The 20212-nt window shown below is 73.8% G+C and carries 14 protein-coding genes; 7 read left to right on the plus strand and 7 right to left on the minus strand.

Annotation, left to right across the window (positions count from 1 at the left end; translation table 11 throughout):
* Positions 1-15: 15 nt before the first annotated feature.
* Positions 16-753, minus strand: coding sequence for a response regulator transcription factor (locus ACFWIC_RS13230; RefSeq protein ID WP_329883079.1), 738 nt, complete (start codon positions 751-753; stop codon positions 16-18).
* Positions 754-1303: 550 nt separating this feature from the next.
* Here ACFWIC_RS13230 and ACFWIC_RS13235 point away from each other — a divergent pair.
* The 4 genes from ACFWIC_RS13235 (at position 1304) to ACFWIC_RS13250 (ending at position 6940) form a co-directional block, all read left to right on the plus strand.
* A complete protein-coding gene (locus ACFWIC_RS13235) occupies positions 1304-2083 on the plus strand; it encodes a rhomboid-like protein (protein ID WP_380361110.1) in 780 nt (259 codons plus the stop codon).
* Positions 2084-2442: 359 nt separating this feature from the next.
* The gene (gene lon, locus ACFWIC_RS13240) at positions 2443-4914 is read left to right on the plus strand and encodes an endopeptidase La (RefSeq protein ID WP_380361109.1); all 2472 of its coding nucleotides are present in this window, start codon (positions 2443-2445) and stop codon (positions 4912-4914) included.
* A gap of 164 nt (positions 4915-5078) precedes the next feature.
* Positions 5079-5585, plus strand: coding sequence for a GtrA family protein (locus tag ACFWIC_RS13245; RefSeq protein ID WP_329883076.1), 507 nt, complete (start codon positions 5079-5081; stop codon positions 5583-5585).
* 140 nt (positions 5586-5725) lie between these two features.
* Positions 5726-6940 carry an ROK family transcriptional regulator gene (locus ACFWIC_RS13250; protein ID WP_329883075.1) on the plus strand — a complete coding sequence of 405 codons (1215 nt, stop codon included), beginning with the start codon at positions 5726-5728 and terminating at the stop codon, positions 6938-6940.
* Positions 6941-6992: 52 nt separating this feature from the next.
* Here ACFWIC_RS13250 and ACFWIC_RS13255 read toward each other — a convergent pair whose 3' ends face one another.
* Positions 6993-8081 carry an ABC transporter permease gene (locus tag ACFWIC_RS13255; protein ID WP_329883074.1) on the minus strand — a complete coding sequence of 363 codons (1089 nt, stop codon included), beginning with the start codon at positions 8079-8081 and terminating at the stop codon, positions 6993-6995.
* 112 nt (positions 8082-8193) lie between these two features.
* On the opposite strand from ACFWIC_RS13255, the gene ACFWIC_RS13260 reads away from it, so the two are divergent.
* Positions 8194-8724 carry a MarR family winged helix-turn-helix transcriptional regulator gene (locus tag ACFWIC_RS13260; RefSeq protein WP_380364604.1) on the plus strand — a complete coding sequence of 177 codons (531 nt, stop codon included), beginning with the start codon at positions 8194-8196 and terminating at the stop codon, positions 8722-8724.
* Between the two features lie 155 nt (positions 8725-8879).
* Complete coding sequence (locus ACFWIC_RS13265) at positions 8880-10427, plus strand: MDR family MFS transporter (RefSeq protein ID WP_329952248.1); 1548 nt, start codon at positions 8880-8882, stop codon at positions 10425-10427.
* A gap of 240 nt (positions 10428-10667) precedes the next feature.
* Here ACFWIC_RS13265 and ACFWIC_RS13270 read toward each other — a convergent pair whose 3' ends face one another.
* Positions 10668-10922, minus strand: a complete 255-nt coding sequence (locus ACFWIC_RS13270; protein ID WP_329883071.1) for a hypothetical protein — start codon at positions 10920-10922, stop codon at positions 10668-10670.
* A gap of 27 nt (positions 10923-10949) precedes the next feature.
* Positions 10950-12131 carry an inorganic phosphate transporter gene (locus tag ACFWIC_RS13275; protein ID WP_329883070.1) on the minus strand — a complete coding sequence of 394 codons (1182 nt, stop codon included), beginning with the start codon at positions 12129-12131 and terminating at the stop codon, positions 10950-10952.
* 405 nt (positions 12132-12536) lie between these two features.
* On the opposite strand from ACFWIC_RS13275, the gene ACFWIC_RS13280 reads away from it, so the two are divergent.
* A complete protein-coding gene (locus tag ACFWIC_RS13280; RefSeq protein WP_380518279.1) occupies positions 12537-14177 on the plus strand; it encodes an NlpC/P60 family protein in 1641 nt (546 codons plus the stop codon).
* A gap of 88 nt (positions 14178-14265) precedes the next feature.
* Here ACFWIC_RS13280 and ACFWIC_RS13285 read toward each other — a convergent pair whose 3' ends face one another.
* The 3 genes from ACFWIC_RS13285 to ACFWIC_RS13295 all read right to left on the minus strand — a co-directional run bounded on the left by ACFWIC_RS13285 (position 14266) and on the right by ACFWIC_RS13295 (position 19806).
* Complete coding sequence (locus ACFWIC_RS13285; protein ID WP_329952246.1) at positions 14266-16551, minus strand: FdhF/YdeP family oxidoreductase; 2286 nt, start codon at positions 16549-16551, stop codon at positions 14266-14268.
* A 247-nt stretch (positions 16552-16798) separates the two neighbouring features.
* On the minus strand, positions 16799-18718 hold the full coding sequence (locus tag ACFWIC_RS13290; protein WP_329952245.1) for an FAD/NAD(P)-binding protein: 1920 nt from the start codon (positions 18716-18718) through the stop codon (positions 16799-16801).
* A complete protein-coding gene (locus ACFWIC_RS13295) occupies positions 18715-19806 on the minus strand; it encodes an amino acid ABC transporter permease (RefSeq protein ID WP_380518283.1) in 1092 nt (363 codons plus the stop codon). Before ACFWIC_RS13295 ends, ACFWIC_RS13290 begins: the two co-directional genes overlap by 4 nt.
* Positions 19807-20212 lie beyond the last annotated feature (406 nt).

The raw sequence follows: 20212 nt of genomic DNA on the forward strand, positions 1-20212 counted from the left end.
CCGCCCGAGGCGCCGCTAGGAGAGCGGGGCCTCCAACGCGTACCCGACACCGTGGACGGTGCGGATCCAGCTGGCGCCGATCTTGCGGCGGAGCGCCTTGACGTGGCTGTCGACGGTCCGGGTTCCGGACGCGTCGGTCCAGTCCCACACCTCGGCCAGCAGTTGCTCGCGGGTGAGCACCGCGCGCGGCTGTGCGGCCAGGCAGGCGAGCAGGTCGAACTCGGTCGGCGTCAGGTGGACGTCGCCCGCGGCCAGCCGGACCCGGCGCTGGACGTGGTCGATCTCCAGCTCGCCGAAGCGCAGCGAGCCCAGTGCGGGCGTCCGGGCGGCCTGCTGGGCGCGCTCGACGCGGCGCAGCAGCACGTTGACCCGGGCGGCCAGTTCGCGCATGGAGAAGGGCTTGGTCATGTAGTCGTCGGCACCGACGCCGAGGCCGACCAGCAGGTCCGTCTCGTCGTCGCGCGCGGTGAGCATCAGGACCGGGACCGGGCGCTGGGCCTGGATCCGGCGGCACACCTCCAGCCCGTCGAAGCCGGGCAGCATGATGTCGAGGACGACGAGGTCGGGCTGCCAGGTGTGGAAGCCGTCGACGGCGCCGGGCCCGTCGTGGGCCACGGCGACCTTGAAGCCCTCCGCGCCCAGCCGGGCCGCGATGGACTCGGCGATCGTGGGCTCGTCCTCCACCACCAGCACTCTGCGCTGGCTGCTCACCGTGCCGCCGTTGTTCTGGTGGTCCTGCTGAATTTCTGTCACGGTCACGCCACCGCCCCCAGGGCTGCGGGCCGGCCACCTGTGGGGATGGCGAGGCTCCGCTCGTAGTCTTGTTCCGTCGTGGACTGTGCCGGGTCCGCCGTCCCGTCGCGCGTGCGGCGTCGGAGGGCGGGTGTGGACCGCCCTTCTCTTCCGCACACTCCGCAGCGTACGGACAGAGGATGCTTCCCGGCAGGCGGACCGGACGTTTCCGGCCCGTGGACCGGCCTGTCGGACCGGTTTCCGGACCCACTCGGAAGTGGGCACGGGCCGATACCTTACCCGGCGATTTTTCACTCAGTAACGGTACGTATGCACATGAGTTGACACCAACCCGCCGGTCAGGGGCGCCGCCCCCCTGCGGGGAGGGGGATGGTCTGGACCAATGTCGGGTCTCTACCGGTATCGGAATACTCACGGCATTTTCCCAGCCGGCTCCCAGGAGCCGGACGTACCGTGGCCACGACAAGTCGTGGAGGTGGGATCGCCGGAGCCCGCCGGTACGTTGGCCACCGGGCGGGGCCGGTGGCTGCGGCGTCTGAGCGGAGGCGGCATGACGGGGCGACGGATCGGCGCCGGGCAGGGCGGGCCGCCGTACGGGATGCTCCGCCACGGGCTGCGGGCCGGCCCGCTCGCCTGGGTGCTGGCCCGGGTGCCGACCCCCCGGCGCAACCCCTTCGCGCTCGGCTACCTCGCCGTGGTCGCCACCACCACCACGTTCGCGATGCTCGCCGATCCGGAGCTGGTGGCCCGCCTCCAGGAGGCGTCCAGCTCGGACGGGCACAACCTGTTGCACCATCCGCTGCGCGCGCTCCTGCTCAGTGGCTTCTGGGTGGCCGGCACGGTCTGGATGCCCTACCTGTGGGCCTTCGCCCTGACCGTCGCGCCACTGGAGCGCCGGGTCGGGGCGGTCCGCGCCGCGGTGGTCTTCGCGGCCGGGCACGTCACGGCCACCCTGCTCTCCCAGGCCGTGGTGATCACCGCGGTGGAGACCGGGCGACTGGAGACCGCGGCGCTCGACCACCTGGACATCGGGGTCAGCTACGGCGTGCTGGCCAGCCTCGGCGCACTGGCCGGGCTGCTCCCCCTGCCCGGCCGGGTGTTCGGCCTGGGTCTGGCCGGCGCGCTGATCGCCGAGCAGATCGCGACCGACCGCGACCTGGTCACCGGCGTCGGGCACCCGGTGGCGCTGCTGGCCGGGGTGGCGCTCTGGCGCTGGCTGCGCCGCTGGGACGGCCACGGGCCGGGGCGCGGCCGGGCGGTCGCGCCGGCCGCCGGGGTGCCGGCGCCGGTGGCCGCGCGCGGCCGGACCGCGGTGCTGGACCGGCTGTAGGTGCCCGGCCGGCCGTCGCCCGGCGGCTTCGGCGGCGGCGGTCGCCTTCCGGTGGTGTGGCTCCGGTGCCGCTCCGGTGTCGTTCCGGTGCCGCTTTCCGATCGAGCTCCTCCGGGTGCAGCCCACGGCCGTCCGTCTCCGTCCGTCTCCGTCCTTCCGGCCGTCCTTCGGGCCGGCGCCCCCGGCCGACGGCGCCCGGACGCCGCCGCGGCCACCCCGGGACGCGTCTTTTTGACAGCCCCCGCGCGCGCTCCCTGCGCCGACTCCGCGTTCGCTCACGGCGAACAACCGGCGGGGAACATCCGGCGCCCGCAGATCCTTAGTCAGGTCGACTCAAGTTCGCTGACTGGGGAGAGATCATGGCATCGACGTCCACACCGCTCACCCTGCCCGTGCTGCCGCTCGACGACGAGGTCGTGCTCCCGGGCATGGTCGTCCCGCTGGACCTGAAGGACACCGAGGTCCGCGCCGCCGTCGAGGCCGCCCGCGCCGCGGCCGGGACGGGCAAGCCCCAGGTCCTGCTCGTCCCGAGGGTCGACGGCTCGTACGCGGCCGCCGGCACCCTCGCCACCGTCGAGCAGGTCGGCCGGCTGGCGGACGGCGACCCGGCCGCGCTGGTCCGCGCGGTGCGGCGGGTGCGGATCGGCGTCGGCACCACCGGGCCCGGCGCCGCGCTCTGGGTCGAGACCACGCCGTTCCGCGAGTCCTCGGCCGGCACCCCCGTGGCCGGGCGGGCCGCCGAGCTGGTCAGGGACTACAAGAACCTCTCCACCCAGTGGCTGCGCAAGCGCGGCGCCTGGCAGATCGTCGACCGGGTCGCCGCCATCGAGGACGTCGGCGAGCTCGCCGACAACATCGGCTACGCGCCCTTCGTCACCGCCGAGCAGAAGCTCAAGGTGCTGCTGGAGGCCGACCAGGTCGCCCGACTGGAGTACGCGCTCGGCCTGCTCCGCGACCACCTCGCCGAGGAGGAGGTCAACGACACCATCCGCAAGGACGTCGAGGAGGGCGTGGCCAAGCAGCAGAAGGAGTTCCTGCTCCGCCGCCAGCTGGAGGCCGTCCGCAAGGAGCTGGCGGAGCTGAACGGCGACCCGGCCGACGAGGAGGACGACTACCGCGCCCGGGTCGAGGCCGCGGGCCTCCCGGAGAAGGTGCGCGAGGCCGCGCTCAAGGAGGTCGACAAGCTGGAGCGGGCGAGCGACCAGTCGCCGGAGGGCTCCTGGATCCGCACCTGGCTGGACACCGTCCTGGAGCTGCCCTGGAACGAGCGGACCGAGGACGCCTACGACATCGTCGGCGCCCGCGCGGTGCTGGACGCCGACCACGCCGGCCTGGCCGACGTGAAGGACCGCATCGTCGAGTACCTCGCGGTCCGCAAGCGCCGGGCCGAGCAGGGGCTCGGGCCGGTCGGTGCCGACGTCGGTGCCGGTGCCGGCAGCGACGGCAAGGAGCGGCGGGACGGCGCGCTGCCCCGGAAGGGCGGCGGAGGGCGACGGGCCGGCGGGGCGGTGCTCGCGCTGGTCGGCCCGCCCGGCGTCGGCAAGACCTCGCTCGGCGAGTCGGTGGCCCGGGCGATGGGCCGCAGCTTCGTGCGGGTCTCGCTCGGCGGCATCAGGGACGAGGCGGAGATCCGCGGCCACCGGCGCACCTACGTCGGCGCGCTGCCCGGGCGGCTGGTCCGCGCCATCAAGGAGGCCGGCTCGATGAACCCGGTCGTCCTGCTCGACGAGATCGACAAGGTCGGCTCCGACTACCGGGGCGACCCGGCCGCCGCCCTGCTGGAGGTGCTCGACCCGGCCCAGAACCACACCTTCCGGGACCACTACCTGGAGGTCGAGCTGGACCTCTCCGACGTCGTCTTCCTCGCCACCGCCAACGTGCTGGAGGCCATCCCCGAGCCGCTGCTCGACCGGATGGAACTCGTCCGGCTCGACGGCTACACCGAGGACGAGAAGGTCGTCATCGCCCGTGACCACCTGCTCCCGCGTCAGCTGGAGCGGGCCGGCCTCCGGGACGAGGAGGTCACCGTCGACGAGACCGCACTGCGCCGGCTGGCCGGCGAGTACACCCGCGAGGCCGGCGTCCGGACCCTCGAACGCTCGATCGCCCGGGTGCTGCGCAAGATCGCCGCACAGAGCGAGCTGGGCGAGCGCGAGCTGCCCGTCAGGATCGGCGCCGACGACCTGCGCGCCCTGATCGGCCGCCCGCACCACGTCCCGGAGGCCGCCCAGGAGCCGGCCGAGCGGCGCACCGCCGTCCCCGGGGTGGCGACCGGCCTGGCGGTCACCGGCGCCGGCGGCGACGTCCTCTACATCGAGGCCTCGCTCGCGGACGCCGAGACCGGCGGCACCGGGCTGACCCTGACCGGCCAGCTGGGCGACGTCATGAAGGAGTCCGCCCACATCGCGCTCTCCTACCTGCGCTCGCGCGGAGCCGAACTGGAGCTGCCGGTCACCTCGCTGCGCGACCGCGGCGTGCACCTGCACGTCCCGGCCGGGGCCGTGCCCAAGGACGGTCCGAGTGCCGGCATCACCATGACCACGGCGCTGGCCTCGCTGCTCTCCGGCCGCAAGGTGCGCACCGACGTGGCGATGACCGGTGAGGTGTCGCTGACCGGGCGGGTGCTGCCGATCGGCGGGGTGAAGCAGAAGCTGCTCGCCGCCGACCGGGCCGGCGTCACCACGGTGATCATCCCCCGGCGGAACGAGGCCGACCTGGACGACGTCCCGGCCGAGGTGCTGGAGCGCCTCACCGTCCACCCGGTCTCGGACGTCCGGGAGGTGCTGAGGCTGGCCCTGGAGCCGGCCGAGGTGCTGGTCGCGGCCGCCTGAGGCGGCGCCGGGCGGCCACCGGCAGGGCGCCGACGGCCCCGGGACAGGCCCGAACGGCCCCGGGACAGGCCCGGCGGAGTACTCCTCCGCCGGGCCACCGGCGTGCCCGGACGGCGGACGGGTTCCGGCGGGAACGGCGGCGGGCCCCGTGCCAGACTGCGGAGATGGCGTCCCCCACGCAGCGCGTCCTGGCCCGGGTGCCGGCCGGGCTGCGCCCGGTCCTGCTCCGGCACCGGAGGCTGGTGAAGTTCCTGCTGGTCGGCAGCGGGTGCTTCGCCCTGACCGTGGTGATCAACTACTCGCTGCGGCTCACCCTGCTGGCGCACAAGCCGGTGGTGGCCCTCACCGTGGCGACCGTGGTGGCCACCGTCGTCTCCTACGTGTTCAACCGCCGGTGGGCCTTCCGGGCGAACGGCCGGCAGCGCGAGGCACTGCTCTACTTCCTGGTCAGCGTGGCGGCGATCGCCGTCAACGACGTCCCGCTGATCGTCTCGCGGTACATGCTGAACCTGCGGGAGCCCTGGGTCAGCCCCTTCGCCCAGGAACTGGCCGACTTCCTCAGCGGGATGGTCCTGGGCACCTTCGTGGCGATGCTCTTCCGGTTCTGGGCCATGCAGCGGTGGGTGTTCCGGCTCGCCGAGCCCGCCTCCACCCGGGTGGAGCAACCCTGACGGCAGGCCCCCGCGTCCGGCCCGCGCTCCTCCGGCCGGCCCCCGACCGGCCCCCGACCGGCCCCCGACCGGCCGGGAGCGGTCGGCGAAACCGGGCTACGCTGCAAACGAGTCTGCGGAAGCCGATCGGGGTGATGGCGATGCGCGAGACGGACGGTCTCCGGTCAGGGCCCGCCAGCCAGCAGGGCATGCGCCGGGCCAACCTGGCGCTGGTGCTCGGGGTCATCGCGCGCGCCCCGCGCTCCCGGGCCGAGGTCGCCGCCGACACCGGGCTGACCAGGGCGGCCGTCTCCTCGCTCGCCGAGGAGCTGATCGCGGCCGGCCTGGTGGTCGAGGAGGGCCCGTCGGCCCCCAGCGGCAAGGTCGGCCGACCCGGCACGGCGCTCGGCCTCCACCCGGACGGCCCCGGGGGCCTCGGCGCCGAGATCGGCGTGGAGCACCTGGGCGCCTGCGTGGTCGACCTGCGCGGCGAGGTCCGGGCCTGGCGACGGCAGGAGATCCGCAACCGGGGCCGGCATCCCGCCGCCGTCATGGCCGACCTGGCCGAGTTGCTCCGCCGCGCCGCCGCCGACGCCGGACTGCGCCCGGCCGGGCTGACCCTGGCCGTGCCCGGACTGGTCGGCGGCGACGGGGCGATGCTCCAGCGGGCCGCCAACCTCGGCTGGCGGGACGTCCCGGTCACCGCCGAGCTGCGGCTCGCACTGCGCGCCGCCAACGCCGACGAACTGGCCGAGCTGCCGATCCTGGCCGACAACGAGGCCAACCTCGGCGGGCTCGCCGAACTCTGGCTGGGCGGCGGGCCGGAACACTTCCTGCACGTCTCGGCCGAGGCCGGTGTCGGCTCGGCGATCGTGGTCGGCGGCCGGCTGCTGCGCGGGGTGCGCGGCTACGCGGGCGAGCTGGGCCACGTCCCCGTCCACCCGGACGGGCCGCGCTGCGCCTGCGGGGCGACCGGCTGCCTGGAGCAGTACGCGGGGGAGGCGGCGGTGATGCGCCAGGCCGGTCTGGAGGGGATCCGCGGCGACTGGGTGGCGCTGCTCGCCGAGCGCGCCGCCGCGGGGGACGAGGAGGTGGTGGCGGCGCTGGCCGGGGCGGGCGCCGCGCTGGGCATCGCCTCGGCGGGTGCGGTCAACCTGCTCGACCCGGCGGAGGTGGTGCTGGGCGGCGGCTACGCGCAGCTGGCGCCCTGGCTGGTGCCGGCGATGAGGGCCGAGCTGGCCGCCCGGGTGACCGTCCGCCCCTGGACGGACGAGCGGCTGACGGTCTCCCGGCTGGGCCGCCGCGGCCCCCTGCTGGGGGCCGCGGTCGGCGTGGTCCGGTCGGTGATCGCCGACCCCGGGCGGCCGGAGGACTGAGGCCGCCCGGCGACCGGCGCCGCCCGGTGACCGGCGCCGGTCGCCGACCGCGTCAGCCCGTGGTCAGCGTGCGGGTGAGGTGCCCCGGCCGGCGGAGTACGGCGGCGAAGGTGACGGCGACGCCGACCGCCGCCCACACCAGCAGGACCACCAGCGGTACGGCGAGGCCGGAGCCGCCGAAGTAGGCGATCGAGCGGGCCGCGTCCGTCCCGGCGCCGTTCGGGAACCAGGCGCCGATCGCCCGCCAGAACGTCGGCATCATCGGCGGGGGGAAGACCCCGCCGGCGCTCGGGTTGCCGAGCACCACGAAGAGCAGGACCGCGATCCCGATGCCGATGATGTCGAACAGGCACTGGAGCGCCATGGTGACCGCGCCGACCGAGAAGACCACCAGCGCGCCGACCGCCGACAGGCCCCAGAACGAGCCCGGAAGCGCGTCCAGCACCGACTGGACGATGATCGCACCGCCGATGCCCGCCGCGACCGAGTACAGGGCCAGGGTGCCGAGCCGGATCACCGCCCGGTTGGCGTTGGCGGGCTTCGCCCCGGCGCTGACGCCGAGGATCGAGGCGACCAGGTAGCCGCCGACGCACCAGCCGATCACCAGGTAGAAGGAGGAGAGGCCGTTGGCGTCCCCCTTGGCCAGCGGGACGACGTCCTCGACCTTGACCGTCCGGCCCTGGGACTTCTCCAGGCCGGTGACGATGCTCTCGGCGGCCCGGGCCGCGGACGGCCCGCGTGCGTTGGCGACCAGCAGCACGTCCTCGGTGGAGGCCGGGTTCACCACCAGCGCGGCGTAGATCTTCTGGTCCTTGAGCTGCTCGGTGGCGGTGGCCGCGTCCGGCGCCGTGACGGCCTTCACGGCCTCGTCGGGGACGGACTCCAGTCCTTCCACCAGCTGGGGGGCCACCTGCGGCGGGGCCACCACCGCGATCGACAGCTCGTGCGGGGTCGGGTGGTGGAGCGCCCCGACGTACGACGTGATGAAGCCGAGCTGGAGGAGCAGCACGGCGATCACCAGCAGTGCCGCACGCGGGGTGACCGCGCCCTTCAGTTCGGCGGCGAAGCCCTGCCCCGGTGCCGGCGGTGATGCCTGCTCCGGTGCCGTGGCCTGCCCTGGTCCCTGCCCTGGGGCGGTCATCGACATCTCCTTGCGTATCGGGGGAAACCGGATACTTAATAGCATGAACTAGTTTCGTTGACGTTTCTCCCGCGCCGGGTCCGGCGTTCTCGTGCTGCGCGATACTGGCGCGGTGACTGCGGCGAACGAGGACGAGGAACCACTGCTGGCGGTGGAGCGCGAGGTCGGGGTGCTCTTCCGGCGGGGCCGGGCGCGGGTGGCGGAGCTCTCCCGGCGGGTCCATCCGCAGCTGGAGGGCATGGCGTACAGCATGCTCGGCTACATCGAACAGGCCGGCCGGGTGCGGGTGACGGACGTCGGCGTGCACTTCGCCGTGGGCAAGGCCACGGTCAGCCGGCAGATCCGCGCCCTGGAGGAGCTGGGTCTGGTCGCCAGGGCGGCGGACCCGCTGGACCGCCGCTCGGCGCTGGTCTCGCTCACCGAGGACGGCCGGCGGCGGTACCTGGAGGCCCGGGACGCCCGGATGGGGCGGGTCAGGGAGCTGATGGCCGGCTGGTCGTCGGAGGAGGTGGCCCGGTTCGCCGAGTTGCTGCACCGCTTCAACGACGTGGTCGGCGAGGCGGCCGTCCCGTCGCTCGCCCCGTCGGGCGTGGCGTCGGCCGTCCCGTCGGGCGTGGCGGGCGGGCGCGGCGAGGAGGCGTAGCGGGGAGGCGTAGCGGGGAGGCGCCGCGGGGAGGCGTCACCGGGATCGAGGCCCGGGCCGAGTGGTCGGCCCGGGCTTTACTTGCCCTTGACGAATGTTGCCCAAGTCAACCAACCCCCTTATGGTTGTGTCAGGCAACGAATTTAAGGACCTCGATGACCGTCACCGCCCCCGCCTCGACCGGAGTCGCCGCCACCACCGACCAACCGATGACGCACCGGCAGGTGATGGAGGCGCTCTCCGGCCTGCTGCTCGGTCTCTTCGTGGCCGTGCTCTCGTCGACCGTCGTCTCCAACGCCCTGCCGCGGATCCTGACCGACCTGCACGGCGGCCAGTCCGCCTACACCTGGGTGATCACCGCGACCCTGCTCACCCTCACCGCGTCCACCCCGATCTGGGGCAAGCTGTCCGACCTCGCCAGCAAGAAGCTGCTGCTGCAGATCGCCCTGGTGATCTACATCGCCTCCTCCGCACTGGCCGGGTTCTCCCAGAACACCGGCCAGCTGATCGCCTGCCGCGCCCTCCAGGGCATCGGCGCCGGCGGCGTCACGGCGCTGGCCCAGATCTGCCTGGCGGCGATGGTCCCGCCGCGCGAGCGCGGCCGGTACAGCGGCTACTTCGGCGCCGTCTTCGCGCTGGCCACCATCGGCGGCCCGCTGATCGGCGGCATCATCGTCGACACCTCCTGGCTGGGCTGGCGCTGGTGCTTCTACGTCGGCATCCCGTTCGCGCTGGCCGCGATCCTGGTGCTGCAGCGCACTCTCAAGCTGCCGGTGGTCAGGCGCAAGGTGAAGATCGACTACCTCGGCGCGCTGGTCATCACCGCCGCCGTCAGCCTGCTGATGATCTGGATCACGCTGGCCGGCAAGAACTACGCCTGGCTGTCGTGGCAGACCGTGGTCATGGTCGGTGGCGGACTGCTGCTGGGCGCGCTCGCCGTCGTGGTCGAGCGCCGGGCCGCCGAGCCGATCATCCCGCCGAGCCTGTTCCGGTACCGGACCGTCGTCCTGTCCGCGCTGGCCAGCATCCTGGTCGGCATCGGGATGTACGGCGCGACCACCTTCCTCAGCCAGTACTTCCAGCTGGCCCGGGAGAAGTCCCCGACCATCGCCGGGCTGATGACCCTGCCGATGATCCTCGGCCTGGCCGTCTCCTCCACCGTCGCGGGCAAGCTCATCACCAAGTACGGCAAGTGGAAGGCCTACCTGGTCGCCGGCACCCTGCTGCTGGCCGTCGGCTTCGGCCTGCTCGGCACCGCCCGGGCCGACACCGACTACGGCCTGCTCTCCCTCTACATGGCGATCACCGGGATCGGCCTCGGGCTCACCATGCAGAACCTCGTCCTCGCGGTGCAGAACACCGTGCCGCGCAGCGAGCTCGGCGCGGCCAGCTCGGTGGTCACCTTCTTCCGCACCATGGGCGGCGCGATGGGCGTCTCCGCACTCGGCGCGCTGATGAACAACCGGGTCGGCCACTACCTGACGGAGAACCTGGCCGCCGCGCACGTCCCGGCGGGCGGCGGTGCGCTCGGCGGCGGCATTCCGGACCTGCACAAGCTGCCCGCCCCGCTCGTCCCGCTGGTGACCGACGCCTTCGGGCACGGTGTGGGCGTGGTCTTCCTGGTGGCGGCGCCGTTCGCGCTGCTGGCCTTCGTCACGGTGCTGTTCATCCGCGAGACCGTGCTGCGGACCGGCCGGGAGTGAGTGCGGACCCGCGTGGGCCGCTCCGGTCGCTCCGGCCGGGGCGGCTCCGGGGTCGAGCCCGCGGGTCCGGTCACCGGGAGCGGTCACCGGGGGCGGTCACCGGGGGCGGTCACCGGGGGCGGGGAAAGGCGGGAGGGCCGGGAGTGGTGATCCACTCCCGGCCCTCCCGCCGTGTGCGTGCGTGCCCGTGTGCCGGTGCCGGTGCCGGTGTCGGGTACTCGGCGCCCGTGGGCGTGGCGGCTACCGGCCGGCGATCAGCGTCAGCCCGTAGAGGACGGCCGCGCCGCAGACGGCGAAGCAGGCGTACGCGCCGGCCAGGGCCAGCCGGCTGCCGGACACCGAGGTGCCCGGGCCGGCCGCCTCGCGGCGCGCGGTGAGCGCGGCCTCGTGACGCGACAGCGCCAGGATGCCGAGCGCGAAGACGGTGACCACGGCGACCGTGATGCCGAAGCTGAAGCCGGCGGTCTGGGCCAGGGCGTTCCACTTGATGTGCATGGTGCTGTGCTCCTCAGCCTGCGGCGGTCAGGCCGCGACCGTGGTCGAGGCGGGGGTCGGGGTGGGGGGCGCGGTGGCCGGGTCCACCTCGACCGGGGTGACGTCGTGGACCTCGTTGACGTTGTCCGCGCCGACCGGCTGGCGGCGGGAGACGATCCACATCGCGCCCGAGCCGGCGACCAGCACGGCGCCGACCAGGACGACGCCCCAGGTGCCCTGCTCGGCGAGGAAGGCCGCGAGGCCGGCCACCGTGGCGGCGGCGGGCAGGGTCAGGCCCCAGGTGTAGACCATGCGGCGGACCAGGCTCCAGCGCAGCTGGCCCTTCGGCCCGCCCAGACCGGCGCCCATGATGCCGCCGGAGCAGACCTGGGTGGTGGAGAGGCCGAAGCCCATGTGCGACGAGGTGAGGATGACGGTCGCGGCGGCCGACTCGGAGGCGAAGCCCTGCGGCGGGGTGATGTCCGCCAGGCCCTTGCCCATCGAGCGGATGATCCGCCAGCCGCCCATGTACGTGCCGATCGCGATGGCCGCACCGGCCGAGATGATGACCCAGGTGGGGGGCAGCGCGCCCTTCGGCAGGGCGCCGACCGAGACCAGGGTCAGGGTGATGATGCCCATCGTCTTCTGGGCGTCGTTGGTGCCGTGCGCCAGCGAGATCAGCGAGGAGGAGAAGATCTGGCCGGTCTTGAAGCCCTTGTTGACCGTCCCGCCGTTGCTCTTGCGGGTGATCGCGAACGCCAGCTTGGTGGCGCCCCAGGAGGCCAGGCCGGCGACCAGCGGGGAGGCGACGGCGGGGATGAGGATCTTGGACACGACGGTGTCGAAGTTGACGCCGTTGACACCGACGCCGACGACGGTGGCGCCGATCAGGCCGCCGTAGAGGGCGTGCGACGAGCTCGACGGGAGGCCGCGCAGCCACGTCAGCAGGTTCCAGAGGATGGCACCGACCAGGGCGGCGAAGATGATCTCCGGATGGATGCCGGCCTTCTCGTTGACGATGCCGCCCGAGATGGTGGTGGCGACCTTCACGGAGAGGAACGCACCCGCGAAGTTGAGGACGGCCGCGATGGTGACCGCGACCTTGGGCCGAAGGGCTCCCGTCGCGATGGAGGTGGCCATCGCATTGGCGGTGTCGTGGAACCCGTTGGTGAAATCGAAGGCGAGCGCCGTGATGATCACAACGGCCACCAGGAACGAGATGTGTTCCATACCCAAACAATCGTCGTAGTTGTCGCACTGACGTTGGTGTCGTGCGCGACGCTAGGGACGCTTGATGAACGGAAGGTGAACTGGCGTCGGACGCATGGTTCCGATGGTGTCGGAGGGGTTGCCGCAGCCTTGCCGGGGCGTGTCGGTCACTGCCCTGAGCTGGACATTCGCGGAGAAACGCCCACTTCACCCGTTTTGTTGAGAGCTGTCTCACAGCCTGCTCGTAGAATTCACCGAGCCGTACGGGTGCGGTCTGTTTCCCGCGAGTAACACATGGCAGGATCAGCGGGGATCCGGGGACCCCGGAGTACGGGCAGGTGGGCGGGGAGGGCGAGACCCATGGGCGGGGCTGGGCAGCACACGGAGCGGACAGGCACACGCCCGTCGACCGGCACACGACCCTGGGTGCGGGCCGCACTGCGCTGCGGAGCCGTCCTCGCGGCCGCCGCGCTCGCCCTGCCGCTGGCCGGACCGGCCTACGCCGACCCCGCGCCGCCGGTTCCCGGCACCACCGGCCCGACCGTCCCGGGGGCCGACCCCGGCGCCGACCCGCTCGCCGAGGCGAGGGCCACCCTGGGCCCGCTCCTCGACCAGCTGCACGCGCTCTACCAGGGCGCCGAGGCCGCCACCGAGCAGTACAACGCCTCGGTGGCCAAGGTCGCCGAACAGCAGGCCGCGCTCACCGAGCTCAAGGGCAAGCTGGAGCGCCAGCAGAAGCAGGTCGACGCCGGCACCGACGTCGCCGCCCAGCTCGCCGCCGCCCAGTACCGCAACGGCGCCGTCTCCGCCTACGCCGAGCTGCTGCTCTCCAAGGACCCGTACGAGGCCGTCACCATCGCCGAGCTGCTGACCGCGGCCAGCCGCTCCCAGTCCGAGTTCCTCAACAAGCTGACCGTCGACCGCGACGCGCTCACCGGACTGCAGAAGCAGAACGAGGAGGCGCTGGCGAACTCGCAGTCCCTGGTCACCCAGCAGGACACGGCGAAGGCCAAGATGGCCGCCGACCTCGCCTCCGTCGAGCAGCTGGTCGCCTCGCTCACCGGCGCCCAGCGGGCCGACCTGGAGAAGCTGGAGAAGGCCAAGGCCGACGAGGCCCAGATCGCCTTCCTCGCCTCCGGCGTGCTCGGCCAGGGCGAGCGAACCCCCTCGCAGGCCGGCCGGGGCGCCGTCGCCTACGCGCTCGCCCAGCTGGGCAAGCCGTACGTCTGGGGCGGCGCCGGACCGGACGTCTTCGACTGCTCCGGCCTCACCTCGCAGGCCTGGCTGCACGCCGGCAAGCCGATCCCGCGCACCAGCCAGGAGCAGTGGGCCCGGCTCCAGCACGTCCCGCTCAACCAGCTGCGCGCCGGCGACCTGATCATCTACTTCGCGGGCGCCACCCACGTCGGGATGTACATCGGCGGCGGCCTGGTCGTCCACGCGCCCCGGCCGGGTTCGGTCGTCAAGGTGGCGCCGATCGGGGGCAACCCGATCCTCGGCGCCGTCCGTCCCGACCCGGACGGCGCGGCCGACGAGGCCGGCGGCGCCTGGAAGGTGCCGGACCTGCCGGCCGGCTGGGACCCCGTCACCGCGATCGCGCCGAGCCCGCTCAACCAGGTGCCCGTCGCTCCGGTGCCGGGAGCGCCGACCGACGCCCCGGTGCCCGGCACCGCTCCGGCCCCGGGCACGCCGGCTCCCGGCACGCCTGCCCCGGACGGCACCGGCACGCCGACCGGCACTCCGACGGGAACCCCGACCGACCCGGTCACGGGGACGCCGACGGGGACTCCCACCGGCACCCCGACCGGGACGCCCACCGGCACGCCGACCGGCACCCCCACGGGGACGCCGACGGGCACGCCCACGGGCACTCCCACGGGGACGCCGACCGGTACGCCGACGGGCACGCCCACCGGGACGCCGACCGACCCGCCGAGCAGCACGCCGACGGGCACGCCGACGGGGACGCCCACCGGCACCCCGGCCGCGTCCGGCTCGGCCACCGCGACCGGCACCGCCTCGGCCTCCGGTAGGGCGACCGGCACCCTGCCGCCCGGCCAGAACTGACGACACCCCGAACAGCACGGTGCCCCGCCGGGATCCGGCGGGGCGCACTGCTGCCTCTCCGCCGTGCACCGCGGGAGGTGCGCGGTGGTCAGACCTCCGCGCCGGAGTCGGGTTCGAAGCGGATCACGACGGCCTTGGAGGTGGGCGTGTTGCTGATGTCGGCCGTCGAGTCGAGCGGGACCAGGACGTTGGTCTCCGGGTAGTACGCGGCGGCGCCCCCGCGGGCGACGGGGTAGTGGACCACGCGGAAGTGCGGGGCGCGGCGTTCGACGCCGTCCTTCCACTCGCTGACCAGGTCGACGTACGCGCCGTCGGCGAGGCCGAACCCGGCGGCGTCCTCGGGGTTGACCAGGACGACCCGGCGCCCGCCGCGGATGCCCCGGTAGCGGTCGTCGAGGCCGTAGACGGTGGTGTTGTACTGGTCGTGCGAGCGGATCGTCTGCAGCAGCAGGCGGCCCGGCGGGACCTCCGGGGCGGTGAGCGGGTTGACCGTGAAGTTGGCCTTCCCGGTCGCCGTCGGGAAGGTCCGGGAGTCGCGAGGGCCGTGCGGCAGGGTGAAGCCGCCGGGGCGGCGGACCCGGTCGTTGTAGTCCTCGAACCCCGGGACCACCCGGGCGATCCGGTCCCGCACGGTGTCGTAGTCGGCGGCGAAGTCCTCCCACGGCACGGTGTCCCGGGGGCCGAGCACCGCGCGGGCCAGCCGGCAGACGATCGCCACCTCGGAGAGCAGCCCGGGCGCCGGCGGGCGCAGGCCGCCGCGCGAGGAGTGCACCTGGCCCATCGAGTCCTCGACGCTGACGAACTGGGCGCCGCGCGCGGTGACGTCCCGGTCGGTGCGGCCGAGGGTGGGCAGGATCAGGGCGCGGGCGCCGGTGACCACGTGCGAGCGGTTGAGCTTGGTGGAGACGTGCACGGTCAGCCGGCAGCGGCGCATCGCCGCCTCGGTGACGTCGGTGTCCGGGGTGGCGGCGACGAAGTTGCCGCCCATCGCGAAGAACACCCCGACCTTGCCGTCGCGCATCGCCCGGATGGTGTCGACCGCGTCGAGGCCGTGCTCGCGCGGCGGCTCGAAGCCGAACTCCTTGCCGAGGGCGTCCAGGAAGGCCGTCGAGGGGCGTTCGAAGATGCCCATCGTCCGGTCGCCCTGGACGTTGCTGTGGCCGCGCACCGGGCAGACGCCGGCGCCGGGGCGGCCGACGTTGCCGCGCAGCAGCAGGAAGTTGACCACCTCGCGGATGGTCGGCACGGAGTGCTTGTGCTGGGTGAGGCCCATCGCCCAGCAGACGATGACCTTCTTCGAGGCGAGGACCAGCCGGCCGAGCTCCTCGATCTGCGCCCAGGGCAGGCCGGTGGCGGCCAGCACCTCCTCGCGGGTGGTCCGGCGGGCCTCGGCGGCGAACTCGTCGAAGCCGTGGCAGTGCTCGTCGACGAACGCCCGGTCGACGCCGTCCGCGTCGAGGATCAGCTGGTTGAGCGCCCGGAACAGGGCGAGGTCGCCGCCGAGCCGGATCTGCAGGAAGAGGTCGGTGAGCTTGGTGCCGTGGCCGACCAGGCCGCGCGCCTGCTGCGGGTTCTTGAACCGCTCCAGGCCGGCCTCCGGCAGCGGGTTGACGCTGACGATCGCCGCGCCGGCGCGCTTGGCCCGCTCCAGGGCGGAGAGCATCCGGGGGTGGTTGGTGCCGGGGTTCTGGCCGGCCACGATGATCAGGTCGGCCTGGTAGAGGTCCTGGAGGCTGACGCTGCCCTTGCCGACGCCGAGCGTCTCGGTGAGCGCCGAGCCGGAGGACTCGTGGCACATGTTGGAGCAGTCCGGCAGGTTGTTGGTGCCGAGCCGGCGGGCGAGGAGCTGGTAGGCGAACGCGGCCTCGTTGCTGGTCCGGCCCGAGGTGTAGAACGCGGCGCCGTCCGGGGTGTCCAGGGCGCGGAGCTCCTCGGCGATCAGCGCGAAGGCGTCGTCCCAGGAGACCGGGGTGTAGTGGGTGGCGCCCTCGTCGAGCAGCATCGGACCGGTGAGGCGGCCCTGCTGGCCGAGCCAGTAGCCGGAGCGCCCGGCCAGTTCGGCGACCGGGTGGGCGGCGAAGAACTCGGCGCGGATCCGGCGTTCGGTCGCCTCCTCGGCGACGGCCTTGGCGCCGTTCTCGCAGAACTCGGCGGTGTGCGTCTTGCCCGGTTCGGGCCAGGCGCAGCCGGGGCAGTCGAAGCCGTCGGGCTGGTTGACCTTGAGCAGGGTGGAGAGGGTGCGGCGGGCGCCCATCTGCTCGGCGGCCATCCGCAGGCTGTGGCCGACGGCGGGCAGCCCGGCCGCGGCGTGCTGGGGCGCCGACACCCGGGGGGCGTCTTGCGCCGGATCGCTCTGCGGGGCCTGCTTGGCCATGACTGCGCTCCTCGGATCGTTCGGCCCGCAGCTCCTTCGCGGGGGCCTGGGCCCATCCTTCCATCCGTTCGGGTGACGGGGGCCGGCGCGACGGCCGTCGTGGTAGGGCGCGCCGGGCGGTCGGAGGAAGAAGGCCGCAGGTGGGACGCGTCGCGGGCGGCCCGCCGGCGTGCGCGCGTGGGCCGGCGCGCGGGGCCCGGTGGGGAGGGGGCGGGACCGGGGTCCGCCCCCCTTCCCACCGGGGCGCTCAGACCGCGACGGCCGAGCCGGTCCGGGCCAGCGTGCAGAGCAGGGCCCGTGCGGCGGCGTCGTTCTGGCGGAAGCCGGGCGAGTCGGTGCGCGGGCGGGCGAAGGCGGCGGCGGCCCGGAGGCTGGTGTGCGGGCCGAGGGCGGTGCGGCGCGGGTGCGGTCCGTCGTCGAGGGCCGGGTCGAGGACGCGGCTGTCACCCGGCCGGATGGTGAGCAGTCCGGAGCGGTGGGTGTACTCCTCGTCGGTGACGACCTCCTCGACGATGCGCCCGGTGCGGTGCAGGTCGCGCAGCAGGGGGTCGCGGGTGCGGGTCAGGGCGTGCTTGGGCAGGTACGCCTCGACGAGCGCGGTGGCGGTGACGGTGTGGCCGGGCACGGTGGCGCCGGAGGCCCGCCAGGTGCCACCGGCCTCGTCCCGTTCGACCCTGACGCCCGCGCCGAGGAAGCGGACCACGCCGGCCTCGGAGAGCGCGAGCAACTGGCGCAGCCGGAAGCCGGGCGGCCCGGAGGCGAGGTAGCTGAAGTAGCCGAAGAACCACTCGTCGACGTCCTCGGCGACCGAGCGGGCGGTGAGCCGGCCGGAGGCGAGTACCCGGGGCAGCTGGCCGAAGAGCGAGAGCAGGGCGAGGAAGGCGCCGAGGTCGGCGCTGTACGCGGGGTCGGCGCGGCGGTCGACGTCCTCGGTGATGTAGCGGCGCAGGTGGGCCTGGAGTTCTTCGTCGCTGCCGAGTTCGAGGCCGGCGAGGGGGAAGTCGAGGCGTTCGAGGTCGAGCCGGTCGGCCGGGTCGGGGACGGCGCGTTCGACCAGGGCGCTCAGTTCGGGGGAGTACCAGTCGTGGGCGTCGTAGCCGGCGAGGAAGTCCGCCCAGGGCAGTGCGGTGCGTTCCGGGTGGGCGTGGAACAGCTCGTGGTAGTGGCCGAAGCCGATGTCCTTGGCCATCAACGGCCAGACCTGGCGCCGTAGTTCGATCGGTCCGGGCCGGTCGAGCAGGGCGTCGACGGCGGTCGCGTCGAAGTAGCGGGGGAGCGGCGCGCGCGGGCCCTGGAGCCGGTAGTCGGTCTTGGAGTGGTAGGGCACGCCGCGTCGCGAGCCGACGTGGATCACCGGCTCCCGGCCGGAGGGGCGGTAGACCAGGCCGTCGTCGGTCCGGTCGAAGCGTCCGCCGCGGCCCTCGGTGAGCAGCGAGACCAGGTCGACGAAGGCGAGCCCGAAGCCGCGCAGCACGGTGTGCTCGCCGGGGGCGATGCCGTCGAGGTCGGCGTCGGCGGAGAAGGCGGGCGGCAGGTGGTAGCGGCCGTGCCGGGCGGCGAACTCGGCGTCGGCGGAGTACCGGGGGTCCGGGGCGGAGTCGAGGTGGCCGAGGGTGAGGACGACGTGGTCGGCGGTGAGGACCCGGTCGGTGAGGTGGACGAGCTGCGGGCCGTCGACCGGCCCTTCGATGCGGTGCGCGGTGTCCCGGTGGACGGTGACGGTGACGTGCGGCGGCAGGTCGGCGACGGCGCGGCGGAACACCCAGTCCAGGTAGGCGCTCTGGGCCCGCCGGGTGGGGAAGTCGGTGGGTGCCAGGGTGCGCAGCTCGGCCAGCACGGTCGGGTCGGTCAGTTCCCGGTAGGGCTCGAACTCCTCGATGTGGGAGGCCCATTCGGCGAGGGAGGGGCCGGGGCGGACCGGTCCGTCGATGGTGGAGCGTTCGTCGGTGAACATCGTGACGTCCTCGGCCATCGAGTTCATCCGGAGCAGGGGGGACTGCTCGTGGCGCCAGATCCGGCCGGCGCCGGGCGGGTACGGGTCGACCAGGTGGATGTGCAGCGGGCGGTCGGCGGGCAGCAGCTCGGCGGCGTTGGCGGCGATCCGCTCCAGGAGTCCGGTGCCGCGCGGGCCGGCGCCGACGACGACCAGGGTGCTCTCGGCGGTCATCGGGCCGCCCCCTTCGCGGAGGCGTGACCGGAGCCCGGGCCGGTGCCGGTGTCGGAGCCCGGGCCGGTGCCGGAGCCCGGGGCGGTGTCGCCGCCGCCGGTGTCGGCGTCCGCCGCGGCGCGCAGTCGCCGGTACGCGGTCCGGGCCTTCTGCAGCGGAGTGGGCGGCAGGCCCTCCCGGGTGGCGCCCTTCGCGTAGTGCCGTTCGACGTAGTACTGGCCGACGGAGAGGACGGTGGTGATCACGATGTACCAGATGGTGGCGACCATCAGCATCGGGATGACCTGGTAGGACTGCAGGTAGACCAGCTGGACCGAGTAGAGCAGGTCGGAGACGGCCAGCACGCTGATGATGCTGGTGCCCTTGAGCGCGCTGATCAGCATGTTCCCGGCGGTGGGCACGATGGAGCGCATCGCCTGCGGGACGATGATCCGCCGCAGCACCCGCAGCCGGCCGATCCCGAGGGCCGAGGCGGCCTCCAGCTGGCCGCGGTCGACGGAGAGGATCCCGCCGCGCACCACCTCGGCGGCGTACGCGGCCTCCAGCAGGGTCAGGCCCACGACGGCCGTCAGGGTGGGGCCGAAGAGGTTGACGGTCTTGACGGTGAGGAACTCCGGGCCGAACGGGATGCCGATGCCCAGGGTCGGGTAGAGCGCGCCGATGTTGAAGAAGAGCAGCAGCTGCACCAGCGCCGGAGTGGAGCGGAAGATCCAGATGTAGACCCAGCTGAGCGTGCGCAGCACCGGGTTGGTGGAGAGCCGCATGGTGGCGAGGACGGTGCCGAGCACGAAGCCGAGGGCGAGGGTGACGGCGGTCAGCCAGAGGGTCAGGGTGAGGCCGTTCAGGACCGAGGTGGCGGTGAACCAGTCGGCCACCACGTCCCACTGGAACGCCTGGTTGCGGACCAGGGAGTTGACGACCATCGCGAAGACCAGCAGGGCGACGGCGGCGGAGACCCACTGGCCGGTCCGGCGGCGGGCGACGATCCGGGCGTCGGCCGCCGTGGCGTCGGTGGCGGCGGCCGGTGGTGGTGCGGCGGTGGTGGCGGTGAGGGCGGGAGCGGGGAGGACGTCCTGCGGGGTGGCCATGCGGAGGCTCCAGGCGGGAGGGCGGAGATGCGGGCAGGCGGGGGGCACGGCGTGGTCACGTACGGCCGTTGCGGCCGGCCCGCGTCCCTCAACACGGCCGGCCCTGCACTGCACTCCTCCGTGATCGTACGCATGAGCGATCGGCGGCTGTCAAGGGTGGTGCGCCGGGGCCCCGGGCCGCGTCGCGGGGCGACAGGAGATCGCAACAGAGCGGTAATGGAGGGTGGTTGACGCCATGCATGGTTCACTGCTCAACTTGGGTCCATGTACGCCGAGCAGCCCCTGGTCACCCGCGACCACATCGACTTCGGTCGAGTGTGGTCCGCGGCGTGTCGCGGCTGACCCGGCAGCGGGCCGTCCAGCCGGCCCCGTCCTCCTGCGGAGGACCTTCCCTCGGTGCCCCGTC

This window comes from Kitasatospora sp. NPDC127035, assembly GCF_042726075.1.
Lineage (GTDB): Bacteria > Actinomycetota > Actinomycetes > Streptomycetales > Streptomycetaceae > Kitasatospora.

What these genes read in the sequence shown, in the direction of transcription:
- ACFWIC_RS13275 (WP_329883070.1), bottom strand. Translation starts at nt 12,131, where the DNA reads ATGGAACACATCTCGTTCCTGGTGGCCGTTGTGATCATCACGGCGCTC.
- ACFWIC_RS13255 (WP_329883074.1), bottom strand. Translation starts at nt 8,081, where the DNA reads ATGACCGCCCCAGGGCAGGGACCAGGGCAGGCCACGGCACCGGAGCAG.
- ACFWIC_RS13245 (WP_329883076.1), top strand. Translation starts at nt 5,079, where the DNA reads ATGGCGTCCCCCACGCAGCGCGTCCTGGCCCGGGTGCCGGCCGGGCTG.
- ACFWIC_RS13290 (WP_329952245.1), bottom strand. Translation starts at nt 18,718, where the DNA reads ATGACCGCCGAGAGCACCCTGGTCGTCGTCGGCGCCGGCCCGCGCGGC.
- ACFWIC_RS13250 (WP_329883075.1), top strand. Translation starts at nt 5,726, where the DNA reads ATGCGCGAGACGGACGGTCTCCGGTCAGGGCCCGCCAGCCAGCAGGGC.
- ACFWIC_RS13285 (WP_329952246.1), bottom strand. Translation starts at nt 16,551, where the DNA reads ATGGCCAAGCAGGCCCCGCAGAGCGATCCGGCGCAAGACGCCCCCCGG.
- ACFWIC_RS13235 (WP_380361110.1), top strand. Translation starts at nt 1,304, where the DNA reads ATGACGGGGCGACGGATCGGCGCCGGGCAGGGCGGGCCGCCGTACGGG.
- ACFWIC_RS13270 (WP_329883071.1), bottom strand. Translation starts at nt 10,922, where the DNA reads ATGCACATCAAGTGGAACGCCCTGGCCCAGACCGCCGGCTTCAGCTTC.
- ACFWIC_RS13295 (WP_380518283.1), bottom strand. Translation starts at nt 19,806, where the DNA reads ATGGCCACCCCGCAGGACGTCCTCCCCGCTCCCGCCCTCACCGCCACC.
- ACFWIC_RS13265 (WP_329952248.1), top strand. Translation starts at nt 8,880, where the DNA reads ATGACCGTCACCGCCCCCGCCTCGACCGGAGTCGCCGCCACCACCGAC.
- lon (WP_380361109.1), top strand. Translation starts at nt 2,443, where the DNA reads ATGGCATCGACGTCCACACCGCTCACCCTGCCCGTGCTGCCGCTCGAC.